At 33.2% G+C, this 21,261-nt stretch carries 13 protein-coding genes; 11 read left to right on the plus strand and 2 right to left on the minus strand.

Annotated features, from left to right (window positions below; genetic code table 11):
- The first annotated feature begins 365 nt into the window (after positions 1-365).
- On the plus strand, positions 366-2,330 hold the full coding sequence (locus NK213_RS02805) for a M13 family metallopeptidase (protein WP_253346435.1): 1,965 nt from the start codon (positions 366-368) through the stop codon (positions 2,328-2,330).
- Between the two features lie 388 nt (positions 2,331-2,718).
- Here the strand turns inward: NK213_RS02805 and NK213_RS02810 are convergent, their stop codons facing one another.
- The gene (locus NK213_RS02810; protein ID WP_253346438.1) at positions 2,719-3,099 is read right to left on the minus strand and encodes an Hsp20/alpha crystallin family protein; all 381 of its coding nucleotides are present in this window, start codon (positions 3,097-3,099) and stop codon (positions 2,719-2,721) included.
- 302 nt (positions 3,100-3,401) lie between these two features.
- On the opposite strand from NK213_RS02810, the gene NK213_RS02815 reads away from it, so the two are divergent.
- The 3 genes from NK213_RS02815 to typA all read left to right on the plus strand — a co-directional run bounded on the left by NK213_RS02815 (position 3,402) and on the right by typA (position 7,305).
- Positions 3,402-4,340 carry an acyltransferase gene (locus tag NK213_RS02815; protein WP_253346440.1) on the plus strand — a complete coding sequence of 313 codons (939 nt, stop codon included), beginning with the start codon at positions 3,402-3,404 and terminating at the stop codon, positions 4,338-4,340.
- An 85-nt stretch (positions 4,341-4,425) separates the two neighbouring features.
- The gene (locus tag NK213_RS02820; protein WP_253346441.1) at positions 4,426-5,256 is read left to right on the plus strand and encodes an N-acetylmuramoyl-L-alanine amidase; all 831 of its coding nucleotides are present in this window, start codon (positions 4,426-4,428) and stop codon (positions 5,254-5,256) included.
- 234 nt (positions 5,257-5,490) lie between these two features.
- Positions 5,491-7,305 (plus strand): translational GTPase TypA, encoded by a 1,815-nt coding sequence (gene typA, locus NK213_RS02825; protein WP_253346443.1) that lies wholly within the window; start codon positions 5,491-5,493, stop codon positions 7,303-7,305.
- 59 nt (positions 7,306-7,364) lie between these two features.
- Here the strand turns inward: typA and NK213_RS02830 are convergent, their stop codons facing one another.
- Positions 7,365-7,955: a DUF937 domain-containing protein gene (locus tag NK213_RS02830; RefSeq protein ID WP_253346445.1), complete on the minus strand. Its 591-nt coding sequence runs from the start codon at positions 7,953-7,955 to the stop codon at positions 7,365-7,367.
- 164 nt (positions 7,956-8,119) lie between these two features.
- On the opposite strand from NK213_RS02830, the gene NK213_RS02835 reads away from it, so the two are divergent.
- The 7 genes from NK213_RS02835 (at position 8,120) to NK213_RS02860 (ending at position 21,239) form a co-directional block, all read left to right on the plus strand.
- Positions 8,120-8,758 (plus strand): lactate utilization protein, encoded by a 639-nt coding sequence (locus NK213_RS02835; protein ID WP_253346447.1) that lies wholly within the window; start codon positions 8,120-8,122, stop codon positions 8,756-8,758.
- Positions 8,759-8,800: 42 nt separating this feature from the next.
- Positions 8,801-9,682 carry an EamA family transporter gene (locus NK213_RS02840; RefSeq protein WP_253346448.1) on the plus strand — a complete coding sequence of 294 codons (882 nt, stop codon included), beginning with the start codon at positions 8,801-8,803 and terminating at the stop codon, positions 9,680-9,682.
- Between the two features lie 29 nt (positions 9,683-9,711).
- The gene (locus tag NK213_RS02845; protein ID WP_253346449.1) at positions 9,712-10,122 is read left to right on the plus strand and encodes a pyridoxamine 5'-phosphate oxidase family protein; all 411 of its coding nucleotides are present in this window, start codon (positions 9,712-9,714) and stop codon (positions 10,120-10,122) included.
- Positions 10,123-10,909: 787 nt separating this feature from the next.
- A complete protein-coding gene (locus tag NK213_RS20380) occupies positions 10,910-11,032 on the plus strand; it encodes a hypothetical protein (protein ID WP_256478638.1) in 123 nt (40 codons plus the stop codon).
- Positions 11,033-12,067: 1,035 nt separating this feature from the next.
- Complete coding sequence (locus NK213_RS02850) at positions 12,068-19,417, plus strand: autotransporter domain-containing protein (RefSeq protein WP_253346450.1); 7,350 nt, start codon at positions 12,068-12,070, stop codon at positions 19,415-19,417.
- A gap of 441 nt (positions 19,418-19,858) precedes the next feature.
- On the plus strand, positions 19,859-20,044 hold the full coding sequence (rpmF, locus tag NK213_RS02855; protein ID WP_253346454.1) for a 50S ribosomal protein L32: 186 nt from the start codon (positions 19,859-19,861) through the stop codon (positions 20,042-20,044).
- Between the two features lie 214 nt (positions 20,045-20,258).
- Positions 20,259-21,239: a beta-ketoacyl-ACP synthase III gene (locus NK213_RS02860; protein ID WP_253346456.1), complete on the plus strand. Its 981-nt coding sequence runs from the start codon at positions 20,259-20,261 to the stop codon at positions 21,237-21,239.
- Positions 21,240-21,261: the final 22 nt, after the last annotated feature.

Below are 21,261 nucleotides of genomic sequence, written 5' to 3' on the forward strand. Positions count from 1 at the left end.
GCGGAGGTGGTGGTACAGGTCTGTAATATGGGTAATACGGTCTTGGGCCATAGTAGCCGTCATTAGTAACGGTACATCCAATTAACAGAGAAAAGACCAAAATTAACGTAAAAAATTTAAAAATCTTTTTCATGCTATTCCTCCTTAAATTTCTATATGTCTATTGTAATACTTATTTTTTGGAAAGTAAAGTGTAAATTTTTTTGTGTAAATTATATAAAATTCTTTATAAAATGGAAAAATATAAAAAAAAACTTTGAAATCATAAAGAAATGTAGTAATATAAGGGAGAGTGAATAGATTTTTGTAAGTACATTTATGGGGTTATATTGGCAGCAGATTATTCTGATTTTAAGGAGGTTAGAATGAAATTAGCAGGAATACTGTTATTGATGATCTTTGCCACAGTAGTATCTATGGCACAGGAAAGTGTAAGAAAACAGGATGATTTTTATGATGCCGTAAACGTAAAATGGCTGGAAGAAACTAAGATACCAAAAGGTTATTCTTCATGGAATAATTTTAATATTCTGGACAAAAAAGTTTCAGACGACCTGAGGGGAATCGTAGAGGAAAATGTCAAAAAAAGAAATACGTTAAAGAACGGAACTAATGAACAAAAACTGGCAGATTTTTATACAAGTGTACTTGATTATGAAAACAGGGATAAAGAAGGGGTAAAACCTGTAAAGTATCTGCTGGATGAAGTAAATAAACTATCAGACAAAAAGGATATTGCTCCTTTGGCAGCTTATTTATTTAATCAGAACATGGAGGTATTTCTTTCTGTTTATATAGGGCCGGATTATAAAGACAGCAGTATAAATATATTATATTTAGATTCTGCCGGTCTGGGAATGATGGACAGAGATTATTATCTGGAGAAATCAGGTAAGGATCTCGAGATACAAAAAGCATATAAATTATTTTTGAAAAAAATGTTTATGTTAAGCGGATATGGTGAAGATGACTCTGTTAAAAAAGCTGAAAATGTTTTTAACTTTGAATCAAAGCTTGCATTTTCTATGCTGAAAAGAGAAGAGACGAGAAATCCGGATAAAATATATAATCCATACACTATAGCCAAACTGGAAAAAGAATTTCCAGACTTTAACTGGAAGGCTTATCTGGGAAATACACAGTTATTGAAGGCTGATAAGATAGTAATTACAGAGCCGGCATATCTGAAAGCATTAAATAAAGCATTTAGGGATGAGGATATAAAAGTAGTAAAAGAGTATATGGAATCTGTTATTTTACGCGAAAATTCTTCTTTATTATCAAGAGAATTCGAAAATACAGCTTTTGAATATTCTAAGGTATTTTCAGGAATAGATGAGATGCTTCCTGATGATGAAAGGGCATTTGACCTTTTGAATGAATCATTAGGTGAACTTTTGGGCAGTATTTATGTAAAGGAATATTTTTCCGAAGACGCAAAGAATGATGTATCATCTATGATAAAAGAGATTATAACTGTGTATGAAGGCAGAATAAAAAATCTTTCATGGATGTCTGATACAAGTAAGAAACAAGCTGTGAAAAAACTGGAGACAATGACAATAAAAGTAGGATATCCAGATAAGTGGGAAGACTATTCAAGTATTCAGATCAAAAATTATAAAAGCGGAGGCTCATTATATTCCAATGTAAAAAGTATAGGGGATTTTGAAAGAATAAAAGCCCTGAAAGATTTGAATCAAAAAGTGGATAAAAGCAGATGGGGTATGACACCTCAGACTATAAACGCTTATTATAATCCTACAGCTAACGAAATAGTATTTCCAGCAGCGATATTACAGGCTCCGTTTTATGACTATAATGCTTCAAAAGCTAAGAATTACGGAGGAATCGGGGCGGTAATAGGTCATGAAATTACACATGCATTTGATGATGAAGGATCTAAGTTTGATGAAGCAGGTAATCTAAAGGACTGGTGGACACCGGAAGACAGAAAAAATTACGAAAAGAGGACAGAGGCTCTTGCAAAGCAATATTCCAGATATAAAGTAGGAGACGGGAAGATAAACGGGAAACTTACTTTAGGAGAAAATATTGCTGATCTTGGCGGAGTTTCAGTAGCACTGGAGATAGTAAAAACTGAAAATCCCGATAATCTGGGAGAATTTTTTGAAGCATATGCTGTTATATGGAGAAATCTCGTAACCAAAGAGAGAGAAAGCTATCTGATAAAAATAGACCCTCATTCTCCGGGCAAATACAGAGTAAATGGAATTCTTACCAATATTGATGACTTTTATAATGTGTATAACATAAAAAGCAGTGATGAGATGTACACAAGACCAAATGACAGAATAAAAATATGGTAAAAAATATATAATAAAAGAGAGAAAATACTTGGTTAGGAGTATTTTCTCTTTGTTTACTTAATTATAAAATAAAGTTTTAAGACAAAAAGGCTGATTTTTGGTGTTGCCATTTGTTTCACTTTTTAAAAAATCTTACCAGAAATACAGTGTATAGAATGAAAAATAAGATAATTATGAACAATATAATACTTTTGAAAAATTCACCGGCAAAAGTACCTATAATAATTCCCAAAAGAAGAAAAACGGTTTTTATCAGTCCGTAATCAACAATTGTAAATTTTTTGGCTTTCTCCAAGAAAGTTTTAAACAAATATGTCACCTCGCTTCCAGTCTAAAAAGGGAAAATTATAATTCTATAATGTTTTGTCATATACCGTAAATTCCCGTATTAATCATAAAAACAAAAAGACTTCGGAATAGTAAGTGTAAATATTCCATTAAAAAGCTTGGTTTTTATGTTATTAATATCAGAATTTTCAGGAATTGTCATAGTTTTTTCATAAGATTTCAGATATTTTTCATAGATTTCATTATTATTATCGGAATCAGTTTCGCAATGATCTCCGCAGTTTATAATCAGCTTTTCATTTTCTACCTTAACAGAAAAATTTTCTATATCTGTTTCTGATGTAATAACTTTGATGTAATGGTTACTAACATCCTCAGAAGTAACAACAGAAGGAACAGAATATTTCAGATTAAAGAAATCAGCTTTTTTATATATTTTCTCAAAAAAAATCGAGTTATCGACTATATTTTTTTTATTCATAATTATCACCTCTTGAATTTATTATATCCGGATACTGTAAATGCAGATAAAAGTATGAAAGTGCAGACTAAATCAAATTCTTTTTTGTAATTTCACGTAATTATAGCCTTGTATTCTTAAGTTAACCTTAGATTTACCATTACATTGTATTTGGAATTTTTTTAAACAGTGAAAAGGTGTATGGATGCTATGAAAAAAAATACAGGTTTGTGTATTTTAATATTATCATACAGAGAGATTATAAAAATATCGGAAATATGATAATATATAACAAGAAAATAAAAATGGAGGAGTGTGGAGAAATGAATATAGATATTCTTAGAATAATAGCCCTGCTGGATATAATTCTTATACATACGCTGAAATCTCAGAATAACTTTGATATTTTGAATTTTATGTTTACTTTTGTATCCATAGGAATAAATCTTTTTATAATGATAAGCGGATATCTGCTTCTGGATAAAGAGGAAAATCCTTTGATTTTTTATAAAAAGAGATTTTTTTCCATAATTCCCCTTTATATTATCTGGAGTATTGTCTATATTATTTATTATAAAGAAAATCCTTTGTATATAATATCAGGTTACAGATACGCAGCAGGACATCTGTGGTATATTCCCATGATTACAGGACTTTATATTATTACGCCGTGGCTCAGAAAAGTGTTGAAATACTGCGGGAAAGAAACAGGGATTGTGGTATTAATGTGGTTTATTGTGAATATTCTGAATCCTGCGCTTATATTTTTCAAGCTTCCTTTTTTGAATCTTTCGGCATTTCCTATAACAGGTTTTTTGGGATATTATATTTTAGGGTACTATATAAAAAAGTATAAAGATAAAATACATATAAATTATTATAGAATTATTTATATTTTAGGTTTTATCTTTACATTTGCAATATCATGGTATTTTATGAAAATAGTGGGTAAAAAAAATGTGTTTTTTTATGATAAAAATTCTATAAGTGTATTTTTTATGAGTATTGGTTTTTTCATAATTATGATAAAAGCAGACTTGGGATATATAAAAGGAAAAGCAGCGGCGGCAGTTAAGTTTTTATCAGTACATTCATATTTTGTATATCTTGCGCATCTTTTATTTTATGAAATCGGTATGTATATTACAAAGAATTTTTATATGGTAACTTTATTTTGTATAAGTGCAAGCTATTTTACCGCATACATATATTCAAAAGCTGAAAAAATATTAAAAAAAATCCTTTGGCAGCAAAAGGATTAAATTAATTATTAAAAAATAAAAAGTGTAAAAAAAATACTCAGTATAGTATAATATAAAAATAAAATACATTTATAAGGAGGCATATATGAAAAAGTTAGTTATATTATTTGCAGTTATGTCGGTACTTGCATATTCTGATACTTATAAAAAAGAAAATAAAACTATAAGAAACAGCGCCGGTTCGGTAAAAATAGACGGTAAAACATATGATTCAGTGGCTCAGGACAGAAGGGTAAGATTCGTAATACTGCATTATACCGCAGTGGATAAAGATCAGTCAATAAATATACTTACAAAACAGCAGGTTAGTTCTCATTATCTGGTAACAGATGATCCGTCGGAACCGGTTTATAACTTAGTGAGCGAAGATAACCGTTCATGGCATGCAGGTGACAGCAGCTGGGGAAGACTCAGCAATCTGAATGACAGTTCTGTGGGAATAGAAATAGTAAATATGGGCTATACAGCTGTTAACGGAGAGATGTCATTTTATCCGTTTACAGATGATCAGATAAAAAAGGTTGCTGTTCTGCTGAAAGACATAATAGCCAGATATAATCTGGAGCCTACGAGTATTCTTGGCCATTCTGACATAGCACCTCAGAGAAAACAAGATCCGGGTCCTTTATTTCCATGGGAAGAATTATATAAGGATTATCAGATAGGAATGTGGTATGATGAGGAGACTAAAAACAGCTTTATGACTTTTTATACTACAGCGGTTACGCCTTTGGAAGTGCAGAACCAGCTTGAAAAATTCGGATATAAAGTAAACAAGACAGGGCAGTATGATAAACAGACAACTAATGTAATAAGAGCTTTTCAGTTCCATTTCAGACCTGCAAAATATGACGGAGTAATGGACAGCGAGACTTATGCTATACTGCTTGCGCTAAATCTGAAATATAAAAAATAACATATAAAAATACTGTTCAAAAGGGCGGTATTTTTCTTTTGGAGAAATTTTTTTCGAGTATTGCAACACAAATATAAAACAAAAACTTATTTTTTTAAAAAAATTGTGATATAATATTCTGTACGAAAATTAACGGAATATAAAACAAAAGGATAAAGGTTCCTTTTCTCGCTTATTTTTTTACGATCATGAGAGAGATGATTTTATATATTCAAAAAGGCAGAAAGGAAAAAAATGAAAAAGATAAAAAATATAGCAATTATAGCACACGTAGACCATGGTAAAACAACACTGGTAGATGCGCTGCTTAAGCAATCCGGGACTTTTTCCGCACATGAAAAAGTAGAGGAAAGAATAATGGACAGCAACGATCTCGAAAGAGAAAGAGGAATTACAATATTTTCTAAAAATGCTTCGTTAAATTACGAAGGGTACAAAATAAATGTGATAGATACTCCGGGACACGCGGATTTCGGCGGAGAAGTTCAGAGAATACTAAAAATGGTGGATTCGGTTCTTTTATTAGTAGACGCTTTTGAAGGAGTAATGCCGCAGACAAAGTATGTTTTGAAGCAGGCATTGGAACACGGGCTTTGTCCTATAGTTGTCATTAATAAAATAGACAGACCTAATTCTACACCTGATCAGGTAGTAGATATGGTATTTGATCTGTTTGTGGATCTGGGAGCGAATGAAAAGCAGCTTGATTTTCCGATAATTTATGCTTCAGCTAAAAACGGGTTCGCAAAGAAGGAACTGGAAGATGAAAGCAAGGATATGAAACCTCTTTTTGACACTATTCTTGAACATGTAAGCGATCCTGACGGGGATGAGAATGAGCCTCTTCAGATGCTGGTAACAAATATAGAATATGATGAATATCTGGGGAAACTGGGGACAGGAAGAATATATAACGGATCTTTGAATAAAAATCAGGAAGTAACACTGATAAAAAGAGACGGGGAACAGATTAATTATAAAGTAACAAGAATTTTTGGATACGTAGGACTGAAAAAAACAGAGATGGAAACAGCTGTATGTGGGGATATTATCACAATAGCTGGTCTTGATAAAATAGATATAGGTGAAACAGTAGCCGAGAGAGAGAATCCTAAAGCCCTTCCGGTAATAGATATAGATGAACCGACACTGGCTATGACATTTTCGGTAAATAATTCTCCTTTTGCAGGAAAAGACGGAAAATATGTCACTTCGAGAAACCTTGTAGAAAGACTGGAAAAGGAACTTCAGCATAATGTAAGTATGAGAGTGGAGCCTACTGACTCGCCTGATTCTTACATAGTAAAAGGAAGAGGAGAACTTCAGCTTTCTATTCTTTTGGAAAATATGAGAAGAGAAGGATATGAAGTTCAGGTATCTAAGCCGGAAGTAATAATGAGAACAGTAAACGGCGTAAAGGAAGAGCCTATCGAACTGGCAATAATAGATGTAGCAGATGAATTCGTAGGTGTAGTAATAGAGAAAATAGGTGTAAGAAAAGGTGAAATGATAAATATGATTCAGGGAACTGACGGATACACAAGGCTTGAATTTAAAGTTCCTGCCAGAGGTCTGATTGGTTTTAGAAATGAATTTCTTACTGAAACAAGAGGAACAGGTATTTTGAATCATTCATTTTATGACTATGGAGAATATAAAGGAGAGCTCGTAACAAGAAGAAGAGGGGTTCTTATTTCAATGGATGCAGGAACAAGCGTGGGTTATTCACTAAATAATCTTCAGCCGAGAGGAATTCTGTTTATAGCTCCGGGAGTGGATGTTTATGAAGGAATGATCGTAGGAGAACATTCGAGAGAAAACGATCTTGTAGTTAATGTATGCAAAGGTAAAAAACTGACAAATACAAGAGCAGCTGGAAGTGATGATGCATTAAAGCTGGCGCCGCCGAAAGAGTTTACACTTGAGCTTGCTTTGGAATATATCGAGGATGATGAATTAGTAGAGATAACTCCAAATTATATAAGGCTCAGAAAAAAATACCTTACTGAAAATGAAAGAAAAAAAGCTTCAAAAAATAGAGAGCAATAAAAAAGAAACCGGTTATGCTGAGAAAAACAGCTGTGCCGGTTTTTTTATTATTAGTTTTTTTATTTCTTTTTGAAAAATCCTCCGATGAGATCCATTGCGTCATCCATTATGCTTCCGTCTTTGTCTGCATCAAGAAAGTTCGTAAGCATACCCATAAGGTCGCCGTTCGAACCGCCGCCAAGAAGATTAGAAGCCATGGAAGTCAGATTAGAAATTCCATCTGCATCAAGATTCTGTTCTTTTTTTGTTTTTCCAAGGAATTCCAAAACAAGCGGAGCGAGCATAGCCATAAGATTAGTAGATGATCCTAGATCAAGTCCGCTGCTTTTACTGACAGAATTCAGTACATTTTCTTTGTTGTCCCCAAACATATGATTAAGTATTGCAGCGCCGTTTTCTCCTTTGTAATTGGCAATCATGGAAGTAACATCATTAAGTTTAGAACCGTCGTGATCTCTATCCAATGCACCTGCCAGAGACTGAGCACCTTCTTTTGTATTCGTATTTTTATTTAATGCTTCCAGCATAGCAGGTAAAGCTACAGATACTGCTGACAGAATTCCTTTTTTATCATTGTTTCCCAGAGAATCCTGGATTTGATCCATATTAGATCCTAAAAGCCCTGAAAACATGCTAAGTATGTCACTCATTTTTGTACCTCCGATATTTTAATTTGTATATCTAAAGACATATTACTATATATTTTATTATTTTTCAATAAAAATAAAATATTTTAGAGAAAAGAATTGAAAAAAAGTAATATATGAAGTATTATTTTAAGTGGAAGTAAAAGATAAAGGGAGAGTGTATATGTATGGATATAGTAAAAAAGTGGCATGCTTTGACTATGGCAGAAAAATTGAAAAAAAATCTGAAAAAAAGAAATATTGAAATGTTTTATCTGGAAAAAAAGGAAGAACTTACAGACTTGATAAAAACTTTTGTAAAAGAAAATGAAACTGTATCTTACGGAGGTTCTGTCACACTGAAAGAAACAGGGGTTCTGGATTTTTTCAGAAGGGGTAATTATGAATTTTTAGACAGGGATGCTTATGAAACAAGAGAAGAAAAAGATGAAATTTACAGAAAGACTTTTAATGCGGATCATTATTTTTTGAGTGCCAGTGCAGTGACTATGGACGGCGAAATAGTGAATGTAGACGGAAATGGAAATAGAATAGCGGCAATGATTTTCGGCCCTAAAAAAGTTTTTGTGATAATAGGGATGAATAAAATAACTGCTGATATAAAAGAAGCCGAGGAAAGAATAAAACTTTATGCAGGGCCTATGGATGCAAAGGTTCTTTCCAAGCAGACACCGTGTACAATTACCGGAGAATGTGCAGACTGCAATTCACCAGACAGAATTTGTAATAAATATCTTGTTTACAGAAGAGAAATGAATCCTGACAGAATGAAGGTAATTCTTATAAATGATAATCTGGGATATTAATAAAAATCAGATAAAATAAGAATGAAGGGAACTATTTTTAAAGTGCAGAAAATAAAAGACAAAATATTAATGGGAAATATTTATGCTGTAATTACTTTATTTGCATGGGATTTTACATATATAGTAGGGAAATTTTTGTTAGAAGAACTGGAACCTGTTCAGATTTTGCTTTTCAGGTTCGTTTTAGTGGTGGCTTTAAGTGCATTACTGAATATAAAAGAATATCATAAAAAAAGTTTTAGAGAGGAAAGTAAGTTTATAATAACGGGTTTTTTGATATTTTTATATTTTATCATGGAAAACAGCGGGCTAAAGCTTACTAATGCCTCGAATATAGGATTTATACTCGGGACTTTGCCGTTTTTTTCATCAATAACAGCACATTTCTTTACAAAAGATGAAAAAATAGAAAAGTCATTGATTATAGGATTTTTAATTTCAATGTGCGGTGTAGCTGTGATCTCATTCTCAAACGGAATTTCCGTGAGAATAAAAGGTGATCTGCTGATGCTTGCCGCTGTGATTGTATGGAGTTTTTATTCACTTGCACTGAAAAAATATAAATTTGGGTACTCTACATATTATGTAACTAAGAAAACTTTCAGCTATGCTTCTGTTTTTCTGATTATTTACATTTTAGCCGCAGGAGAAAAATTTCCTGATCTTCATAGTATAACTCCAGGTTTATTCTGGGGGATTGCATATCTTGTAATAGTAGCTTCGTTTTTGGGATTTATATTCTGGGGCAAGGCAATAAAATATATAGGAATAGTGAAAACTTCAAATTATCTGTTTTTTTCACCTGTAAATGTAATGATATTCTCATATATTTTTCTCAGGGAAGAAATAGGAGTAAGAAAAATAATCGGTGGAAGTCTGATTTTATTGGGAAGCTTTATACTGAAATATAAAAAGAAAAAATAAATATATTTATTTGAAAGAGGTGTTTTACAATGGAAAAAATATGGGATTTGATAAAAAATACAGGAACCTGTGTTTTGGCAACGTCGCTTAATGATAAACCAAGAGCATCAATAATGGAACATACTGTAATAGATAATAAAATTGTTTTCAGTACAGTAAGCGGGAGCATTAAAGCGAAAAATCTGGAAAAAAATAATCAGGTAAGTATATCTGTAATGAAGAATTTTGAATATGTGACATTAGATGGTATTTTGGAAACTTCCACAGAAGAAGAGACAGAAAAATATCTGAAAATTCTGAAAGAAAAACATCCGGAATTAATAGAGCTTGAAAAGAGCGGTAAACTGGGGAAATTTGTTTATTATACTCTAAAAAATATTACAGCATATTATGGTGATATGTCAGGAGAATTCAAAGAACCCTTAATAGTAAAATTGTAGAAATAAAAAAACAGAAATTTTGAAAATACAGAAAAGTTATGAGAACCTCGGTGAATTCAGCGTGCTGAATCGTTTCGAGGTTTTTTTTGTACAGAAAATGAAGTATTTGAAAGAGTATTTATAAGAGGATAAATGAAAATGGATTCAAAAAGATTATAATTTATGAACTTAATAAGTTTACACGATTTCTGGATAAGGAAAATATATATGGAAACAAGAGTATATTTTCACATAAAATTATATTATAAAATAAGAAAAAAAATTTAAGCCTTATAGCAAAAGCAATGAATTCTGGGTTCCAACCAGAAATTTTTTTTATTTTTTTAAAAAACAGAAGTGTTTTGCATATATTGACAGAGGGCTATTATGGATGTACAATTTATTATCAAGGAAATAAAGCAGAGATTACATTGTAAAAAATTAACAGAGAAGAAAAAACAACTGTCAGGGTAAAATGAAAGGAGATGAAAAAGCGGATAGTGTGAGTATAGTAACAAATAAAATTATAAAATGAAAGTGACTGGTGATGTAAAAAAATTATATGTATTAATCTGACTGTCATTAAAAAGATAACACATGAAATAGTGTCAGGAAAGACTAAAAATTCTGCGGAACAGGAAAATATCTGATTTGGTTATGAATTCTGTGAGAGATACAGGGTTAATAGGGGACAGATATACATATAGCTGATACAAAGGAGAGGGATTTAGTCCAAATTACCGGAAATATGTGGAAAATCCAAGAATAAATTTTATTTGACATAAACTATATAAGCAGAAGCAATACAATGTTATTTGGAAATATTTGGAGAACAACGATAAAGCATACATATAATAAGTATGTGTATGAAATAATAATATATACAGTTAATATGAAACAAAAGGTAAATGACAGTTCCAGAGGATTTTAAAATAAAGGAGAAAAATTTGAAAATATGGATTGTAAGAGAATAACTATAAAGCCGGCAGAAGTGACTTTATAGAAGTTTCTAACTGGAACTGAAGAAAGTAAAATTTAGAAAAATAAAAAAAGCTGAAATTAATTCAGAAAAAGCAGGTGTTATAGAAGAAATTGATTAAGAAACAAGCGGGTAATTGAACAAAAATATCAAAAAAGCAAAGGCTGGTGATTTATTCAGAACAGACAGCAGAGTTTGCAGTAAACTTAGGTAAAGTTTATCAGATGTCACGGGTTTAAGAATAACAGCAGTGTATAATGGGAGTTATGGGTATATATTGAAGATTGTTTTCAGATTTTATAATAGTAAGGTAATATGAGAAACTACCATAAAGAAATAATAGATAAATCAGGAGAAATAATTAGTTTTTGACAAAACAGGGGTTAGATAAGAGCGGAGTATAATTAGGAAGGTCAGAAAATTCAGCATCAAAAAATATTTCTGACTTTAGATATAAAAATCAAGAAAGAATTCAAAACCAAAAATAAAATTATAAATAATGTTTTACAGAAGTAAAGTATTAATTTCTTCTGTTTCCGGGAATAGATACCGGCTGTTTTTAAAGCAGCCGGTATTTTAAATACAGAATCTGTAAAAAGATAGAATGAAATACTTTTGGGATAAAATTTTATTGTGATAATTTTACTTTTTTAGAATTAATTTTAAAAACAATAGAATAATAATTTTTTTACATATTAATATTTTCACATTCAAAAAATAAAAAAATAATATTATTTTTGGAAAAGGTACAAATTTATAGTATTTAAAAGGAGCATAAGAAATTTATATTAAATATGTAATACAAAAAATGTGAAAAAAATCATTTTTTGTAAGACGAAAATCAAAATTTTCATTATAAATATTGGGTTTTAGTATATTTGTAAACAAAAATATTGACAAATTTTTTTAAAAGTAGTACAATACGGTGCTAAGCATTTTCTAAGGCATTTCGAAAGTGACATTTCTATAATTTTTTGAAGGAGAAGATTGGATATATTAAGGAAAGGAAACATGATATTTATGATGAAAAATAAAGATAAACTATTATTATTTTTAGCATTGAACGCAATTGCACCTTTTGCAAATGCAGAATCAAAATATGACAAATTGTATGATAAGATGATTAAGAATATAAATGAGGAAAAATCTAATGAAGATTCGTATAATTTATTGACTCGAATACTCAATCAAAGGAATAAAGAACTAAAAGATCTGTACATGCAGAGCGATTATGTAGTAAAACCGGAGTATTTAGAATGGCAGGTATTTTTCAGCGGTTTATACAGTAATGTAAAAAGAGGAGATAACACGCTGGAGAATGCGGAGTATTACTCTATGCCCAAAACAAGCATGGGAATAAATACAATTGAGAAAGGTCTGTATAATTCTATTATGAGCAGTGGTGTAAGTAATGAAACACTGGAAATGATATTAAACGGAAATACAGATGCTTATAATAACCTTACTGAGGAACAAAAAGCGATAGTATCCGGTATTTTTGGAGGAAGCGGAGTAAAAGGAAACTTTAAACCGTTCCAGAATTTGCAGGATAATAAAGTAATAGATCTGGGAATAAATATGAAGATTAACGGACCAACAAAGAATATATCCGATATAAATATTTCTGGAATGAATGTTCCTTCAATAAATTTGAATCAGCAGTCATTTGATGCACCAGATGTATTAAATGTGCCTGAAATAGAGATACTTTCATTTAATCCGACTATACCGCATATAACAACATTGAATTTTAATTCTATACCTGTACTTACTCTAAATGGTACAGGAGGAGGAAACGGAGGAACAACAGGTTTCTTCCCTTATGGAGATGACAGCGGATCAAATTCGATAATATCACAAATGGATATTACAAGCGGAACTATAAATGTAAGAACAAATATTTCTTCACAAGTCGGTTGGTCAACTACAAATCCGGGATTTTATGACTATACCTTAGATAATGTAATAGGGGCTCCGTCGGCTGGTCTTGAGTATAATCAAAGAGGGACTTATGATCCTATATTAGGAACATGGACTTATGAGGATGCAGTACTTCCATCGGGAATATACACAGACTCTATTAATAATAATCCGCAGGGTTATACAAATCAGGTACAGGGATTATTTAAAGTAATAGATAACCCTATAACAAGATATGGAACTGCCGGCGGGAACGTTAATGATCTGAAAGTAACATTAGAGGGCGATGTAGTAGATGCTGATTATCTGGTTCAGATACTTCACTATGATGAACACTACAGCGGTATGCAGGATCCTGTAACAGGAGAATGGAAAAACTATACTCTTGACGAGCTTGAAGAAAGAAACTGGATCACAGCTGCTGAAAAAGCAGAATTAGGAAGCAAGTTTCTGGACACTACACTAGGACATACTACAGATAACAGATGGTTTCAGTATGTAGAAAACAACAGTTCATGGAATCTGAAAGGTTCAAATGTCGTAGCTGTAAATATTCAGGCTCACAGCGGATATCAGGATGCCAATAGTATATTTATGAACAGAGGAGAAATAATAGGACTGAATGAAGCAAGTACTGTTAATAATCTTGTAGGAAAACAGGTTGCCTTTATGTTCACGGAAGGTGCGAGCCAGAGAAAACAAGAAGGTTTTGATAATACAGGACTGATAGAAATGAGAGCGCCTGAAAGTGTACTATTTTTAATGACAAATAATGCATATTCATATAATTACAGCGAATCACAAGACAGCAATGGAAATCATTATATAGATGAAAATCCGGGAAAACATATATTAATGAATAACGGCGATATGAAACTTTATGGAAATAATAATATAGGGGTGTATACACACAATGCCCCCCAGTTAGGTAAATATGAATCGGGATATTACTATTCAAATGGAACTTGGAATACATCAAAATCAATAAACAGTGGTTTGCAGAGAACAGAAATCAGATTATATAATCCTATAACTGTACTCGGAGATCAGAGTATAGGTGTAGATATAGAAAGAGAACTTAATTTTGCCAATTCTAAAATAAAGGTAGATGTGGGAACAGAAGATCCAAGACAGGCTGCGGCAAGCTCTACAGGGGTGGGCGGACTTGAAAACAGCGGTAATAGTGCCGGAGGAAATTCTGCATATACAGACAGTTCCGCAGGGATATATGTAAATATGACTAGTAATGTAATAAATTATAATAAATATATAGTCGATCAGATTAATCCAGCAAATAATGTAAATATAGGCGGAACAATGGTGGATAATGTCCAGTTTACTCTGTCAGACTATCTTCTGAATATTGGTAATTACTCAAGAGGAGGAGTAGGTTTAAGGGTAGAAGAGTACGGGGATGTTATTTTAGGAAATTCATCAGACTCTACTACAAACCATGAAATAAACCTTTTAGCTGGCAGTGAAGGAAATGCAGGAATATACATACGCGGATCTAATTCATCAACAATAACATATGAACCGGATCCGATCTGGAATCCGGGATATACAGAAACTATTGATGTATTAGGATTCATAGGGTCAAGAGTAGTAACTGACGGCATGACAATGAATATTGACGGAAATAAACAGGTAGGAGTCCAGCTGGAAGAATACGGATATTTTTACCATAAAAACGGAACTATAAATGTAAATGGAACAAACAATACAGGAATTGCAGTAAAGCTAAGAGGTACAGGAGAAGTAAGCGATACTGGAACGCTGGCAGTTTCGGCCGGGAATCTGGGTGTATATAATGAAAGTACATTTAATATGACAGGCGGAAGCATAACAGCAAGCGGAACAGAAGCTGTAGGAGTATACAGTGAGATAAATAACACTGATACCAACCTGAGCGGCGGAACTATAAAAGCTGAAAACGGCGGAATAGGACTCTATGCAGGTGCTAATTCAACAATAAATCTTAGTGAAGGAGTAAACTTAGTAGCCGGGAATAAAGGATTATTATTCTATAACTATGACGGCGGTATTGCTTCTGGAAAATACAGTGTAACAGGAAATGTAAAAGCTACAGTGGAAGAAGGCGGAATAGCTTTCTATCTGAAATACGGAACAAACCTTGAAAACTACCTGAATACTTCATTTACAGGGATATCAGGAGGAAGACTGGGATTAACAATGAAATCAGGGTCTATACTGTATATGCTTGAAGGAACAGGAAGTACACTGTCACTTACAACTCTTGACGGAATGGTTACACCTGTAATGGATCTGGCAAATAACGTAAGTATAAATACAGACAGTGCAGCTGACTATATACCGATATCTATGAATAAAGGTGCATTAATACTGGACAGAGACATTAATATGGACGGAAATGATCTTTATGAAAAAGCTCAGTTTGCCTTATTGTCAGTGACACTGAACAGCGGAAAAACAATGACTGGAAATCTGGAAAAACAAATAGGAATTGCACAGAGAAACTACGCAGGAAGTTCTGGAAGAAATGAAATAACACTAAAAAATGACGGATCAATAATTTTTAGCGGGGAAAAAGCCGTAGGAATGGCCGCTGATTATGGTCATATAGTAAATAATAATATAATAAAAACTACAGGAAATGATTCAGTAGGAATATATTCAGCTAACGGGTCGGTAACTGAAAATAACGGTGAGATAACAATTGCCGGTAATAACACAGCAGGAATATACGGGGCTAACTATCTTGACGGTATAACGACTTCAGTAGGTTTAGGTTATGGAGATGACAAAATCAATATAACAAATGCCGGTAAAGTAACAGCTGCAGGGCCGGGAAGAGTTTACGGCATATATGCTTCAAACAGAACAGGAACACAGGGAGATAATACAGTAACGCTTAACAGCGGATCAGATATAAATCTTCAAAATTCATCAGGCGGAATAGGAGTGTATATAAATAACGGAATTCTTAACGGAACGGGTGTACTCAGCGTAGGTTCCGACAGTATTGGAATATATGCTAAAGACAGTACGGTAAATCTTTCAGGATTAACTTTAAATATGACTGGAAATAACATACTAGGTTTCTATCTTGACGGAAATACAAACTTTAACGGTTCGGGGAATATAAATATTTCAGGAAATAATATAGCTGTGTTTAACATATTATCAAACGGAACATTTAACCAGAACTTTAATATATCATCAACAGCAGGTTCTACATATACAATAGGAAATGTAAAGAACGGAACATTCCATTATAATGGTACTGCTGATCTGGCAAGTAACGGAAGCCTTATAAACGGAAAAGATTCGGCTGTGCTTCTTGATACAGGTTCAACACTGGTGTCAACAGGTGATAATGTAATAGGTGCTGTGCTTGAGGGGCAGTATAATTCCACACTTCCAGGAGGATTTACATCAGGAATAGATGCTGAAAACAGAGGTACAATGGTACTTGGAAATAACTCGGCCGGTCTGTACGGAAGCAACGGAACAAGACTGAAAAATATTGGTTCAATATCACTGGGTGACAGCTCTATGGGACTTCATACAAATGGAATTGGTTCAAGTGCGTCAAATAACGGGAATATAGCATTAGGAAATCTGTCTGTAGGGATTTACGGGCAAAACAGCACAAATCTTGAAAACCTGTCAAATGGTGTAATTACAGGAAGTGGAAGAGAGACTGTAGGAATTTATGCTGACGGTTCAGCTCCTCTGACAATAGCAAATGACGGAAGAATAGAATTGAGCGGGGATAAATCAATGGGGATTTATTCAAAAGCTGACGGAGGAACATCTGTTACTAATAACGGATCAGTGATAATAGGAAACTCATCTGATAATAATAATCCGGGAGTAGGTATTTACAGCGGAAACTTAGCCGATACAGTAATAAATAACGGAACAGTATCAGCTGGAAATTCATCTGTAGGTATATATATAAACGGAGGAACTTTAAATCAGAATAATATTGTTAATATAGGTGATAACGGAACAGGAATATACGCAGCAGGAGGAACGGTAAACTTAAATGCCGGCTCATCATTAAATGTAGCGAATAATCAGTCAATAGGTGTTTATGCATTAAACGGAACAAATGTATCAAACAGCGGAATAATGACACTTGGAAATAACAGTTTCGGCTATGTGCTTAGATCAGGTTCAGTACTCACAAATAATGCTGATGTAACATCGGGTGACGGAAGTATTGTTGTCTTTGGAGACGGTGCAGGAAATATAGTAAATAACAATTCTGTTACACTGGGCGGATCAAACGGAGTAGCATTTTACACAGTAAACGGAGGAAATATACAGAATGGCGGAGATCTAACAGGGACAGCCGGAACAGCAAATGTAGGTATTTATAATGAAAACGGAATAATTAACAATACAGGTAAAATACGTGTAGGAGATTCTGTAATCAGGGATTTTGAAGATTCAGCAAAGAACAGTTATGCCATAGCAATATACGGGGACAAAACAGGAATAACAAATACAGGAGATATAGAACTCGGATATTACGGAGTGGGAATTTACAGTAAGGATAATAAAGAATCAGGACTTCCGACTGTAAACTCAGGTAAAATAACTTCAAGTTCAGAAGGTGCCATTGGTATATTCGTAGAAAACGGAGTGCTTCAAAATACAGGAGATATAGAACTTTCAGGAGATAATTCAATAGGAATTTATGCAAATAAAAAAGCAGAGATCAATAACAGCGGAACTATAATAATGGGCGGTAATGATTCAACAGCAATTTATATGAATATATTATCAACATTAAATAATACAGGTACTATCTACATAAACGGAAATGACAGCGAAGGAATAATCATGAAAGGCGGATCACAAATCCTGAATCAGGGAACAATAAATATTGGAGCCGGAGTAAGCGGTTCGGTTATGGTCTCATACGGGGAAACAAGTTATCCGGTACCGAGTATTATAAATGCAGGAGTAATAAATGTATCAGAGAATTTTGAGTTAAAAGGAATAGATATTTCTATAAAAGTAAATCCTGATACAATAACTGAAGCAACAGTAACTGAAGATCTCGGAGCATCATTTGTATCAGATGCAGTACAGTTCAATGCACCATCATTTAATACAACAGAGCCTATTGGAATACTGGGAGGATTCGCAGAAGGAACACATGCGGAAGTTTATAAATTCAAAGATGTATTTAATCCTATGACAACAGGAGGAGGACCGGATTCAGGACTTGTAAAAGTAAGAAGTAAGTCACTAACATGGTCTGCAACCCCTGTATTAAATGAAAGAGGAAATGTAGATATATGGATGCAGAAAATACCGTATGATAACTTTACAAGCGGATTATGGTATCAGGATTTCGGACTTGCACTTGATACAAAATATGTAGGTTCAACAGGAAATATGGGTCGTATATTTGATAAAATAGATCTTATAGAAACAGAAATGGATTTTAGAAAGACTATGTCAAGTCTCGCAGGAGATATATATTCAAATATGAATCAAAGAGAACAGACAATAGCGGATATATTTGAAGATTCACTGGGAATACTGCAAAATTCAAAAAATAATACTAAAGAAAATGTAAAGGTAAATGTAATTGCCGGAACAGGTAAATTAAAAGAAGATACAGAAGGGGTTCTCGGATATGATTATACTTCTACAGGAGTACAACTTTTGAGAGAAGTAGAGAGAACATATAAACATACATTCGGATACTCACTGGGATATCTTCATACAGGATTTGAATTCACAGACAGTAATGACAGTGAGGAAAAAGTAGATACAATTCAGTTAGGATTACATAATAAATATAATACAGATAACTGGATATTGAAAAATGATCTTACTGGAAGAGTAAGTTTCCATAATATGGAAAGAAACATAGACTGGACACATTCAGGAAAATCTGAAATGACAGCAAGATATGAAAGCTACAGTCTGACAAGTGACAATATACTCGGAAAAGAACTGGAGCTTGGAAAAAGAGCAAGTATAATGCCTTATGGAGGAGTTAAGGTAATGTACGGTGTAAGACCGACATTTAGTGAAAAAGGTCTTGAAGCACTGGAAGTAGACGGTAATGACGCATGGAGCGTAAAGCCGAAAGCAGGAGTGGAACTAAAAGGGGAATATCCTTTAGGAAGCAAAGAAAGCTGGAAGCTGAAAGGGTCTCTTGATTTATCATATGAGTACGAACTTGCTGACTTTAATGAAAGAGAATATGCACGACTTACAGCAGCGGAAGATTCTTATCATAAACTGGCAAAGCCGGAAGATGAAAAAGGAGCTTTCAGAACAAAAGCCACATTAGGAGTGGAAGTAGAAGACAGATACGGAGTATTCCTGACTGGGGAATATAAAACAGGTGATGTAGGAAAAGATGACTACAGAGCAGGAATTAACCTAAAAGCAGTATTTTAGGAAGCATATTAAAATAACAGGGACTGTTGTATTATTTATACAGCAGTTCCTTTTTGAGAAAAAGTATTTTTATTAATAAATGTAATGTAAATACTGAAGTTTTTTATATAGCCGTAATTACTGGTAAAGCAGGATAAAACAGGGTTTTTGATGCTCGAAGACAGTGATTTCCGTACAAAAAATAAAAAAATATAAAAATAAACGTGGAAATAAATAAAAATATATAGTATAATAGATAGTAAATGATAAATTTTAATAAAATGCATACTAGATCGACATCAGGCAGCAGCATTAACACAAAGATAAAAACTAACATATCTAAAATATTTTTATATTCCTTGACAAAGCTATGTTTTTTTATTATAATATCTTGTGAATTATATAAAAATATTTAAAAGATGTTGATTATATATATGTTTTATAGGAAGGAGAAGATTAAGAATGGCAGTACCTAAGAAGAGAACTTCTAAAGCTAAAAGAAATATGAGAAGATCACATGACGGAATTTCTACACCTAATATTATAATAGAGGCAGACGGAACAGTTAGAAGACCTCACAGAGTTAATCTTGAGACTGGTGTATACAAGGGTAAACAAGTAATTGAAATCCAAGATGATACTGAGTAAAATATTGAAAAATACATGAGGCAAGATATTAATCTTGCTTTTTTAAATATACAGATGTATAATAAAAAACCAGTGTTTTTTATCAGTTTTTAATTTGAAAAAATAAATACACATATATTAAAACACACTGAACTGTCTGATTTTTTGCTGTTTAGCCATGAACGGACAGAGGGTGCTGATGTTGTGCATAAAAATAATTTAGTAGGTGATAATATTGAAAATAGGTATATTGGGAATAGGGTCATATCTGCCCGAAAGAATTCTGACAAATAAAGAAATGGAATCTATCGTAGACACAACAGATGAATGGATTACTACAAGAACTGGTATAAAAGAGAGAAGAATAGCTGCAGATGATGAAGCAACTTCGGATCTGTCATATAAGGCAGCATTAAAAGCAATAGAAGATGCAGGAATTGATAAAGATGAAATTGAACTTGTGATAGTAGCCACAACAACACCTGATTACTCAATGCCTTCTACAGCAGCAATAGTTCAGGATAAGTTAGGAATAAAAAAAACTGCGGCTTTTGATATGGAAGCAGCATGTACAGGATTCGTATATGCATTGACTACAGGATACAGCTTTATCAAAGCAGGAATTTATAAAAAAGTCCTTGTCATCGGAGCAGATGTTTTTTCAAGAATCCTTGACTGGGAAGACAGAGGAACATGTATTTTATTTGGAGACGGAGCAGGAGCAGCCGTATTAGGTGAAGTGGAAACAGGAGGATATCTCGGAGGAGATCTTCAGGCTGACGGAGCAGGGGCTTTGGAACTGGTAGTGCCTTCAAGCGGCTCAAGAAAGCCGTTTAGAGAAGATGTTCTTACTAACAGAGAACAGTTTGTAAAAATGAACGGAAGAGAGATTTTCAAATTCGCAGTAAGAGCATTTCCAGAAACTTCGGAAGCTTCATTGAAGAAAGCAGGACTGGAAATAGAAGATATAGATTTATTTATACCTCATCAGGCTAATATCAGAATAATAGAATCTATAGCAAAGAGATTTAAGCAGCCTATGGAAAAATTCTATGTTAATCTGGATAAATACGGAAATACCTCAGCAGCAACAATACCAATTGCTATTGATGAAGCCAGAAACGAAGGGAAAATCAAAAAAGGGGATAAGCTTCTTCTTGTAGGATTTGGAAGCGGACTGACTTATGGTTCATGTGTTTTAGAGTGGTCTAAATAGTATTTTGCAGATTTGGGAAATT

This window comes from Sebaldella sp. S0638 (assembly GCF_024158605.1).
GTDB lineage: Bacteria > Fusobacteriota > Fusobacteriia > Fusobacteriales > Leptotrichiaceae > Sebaldella.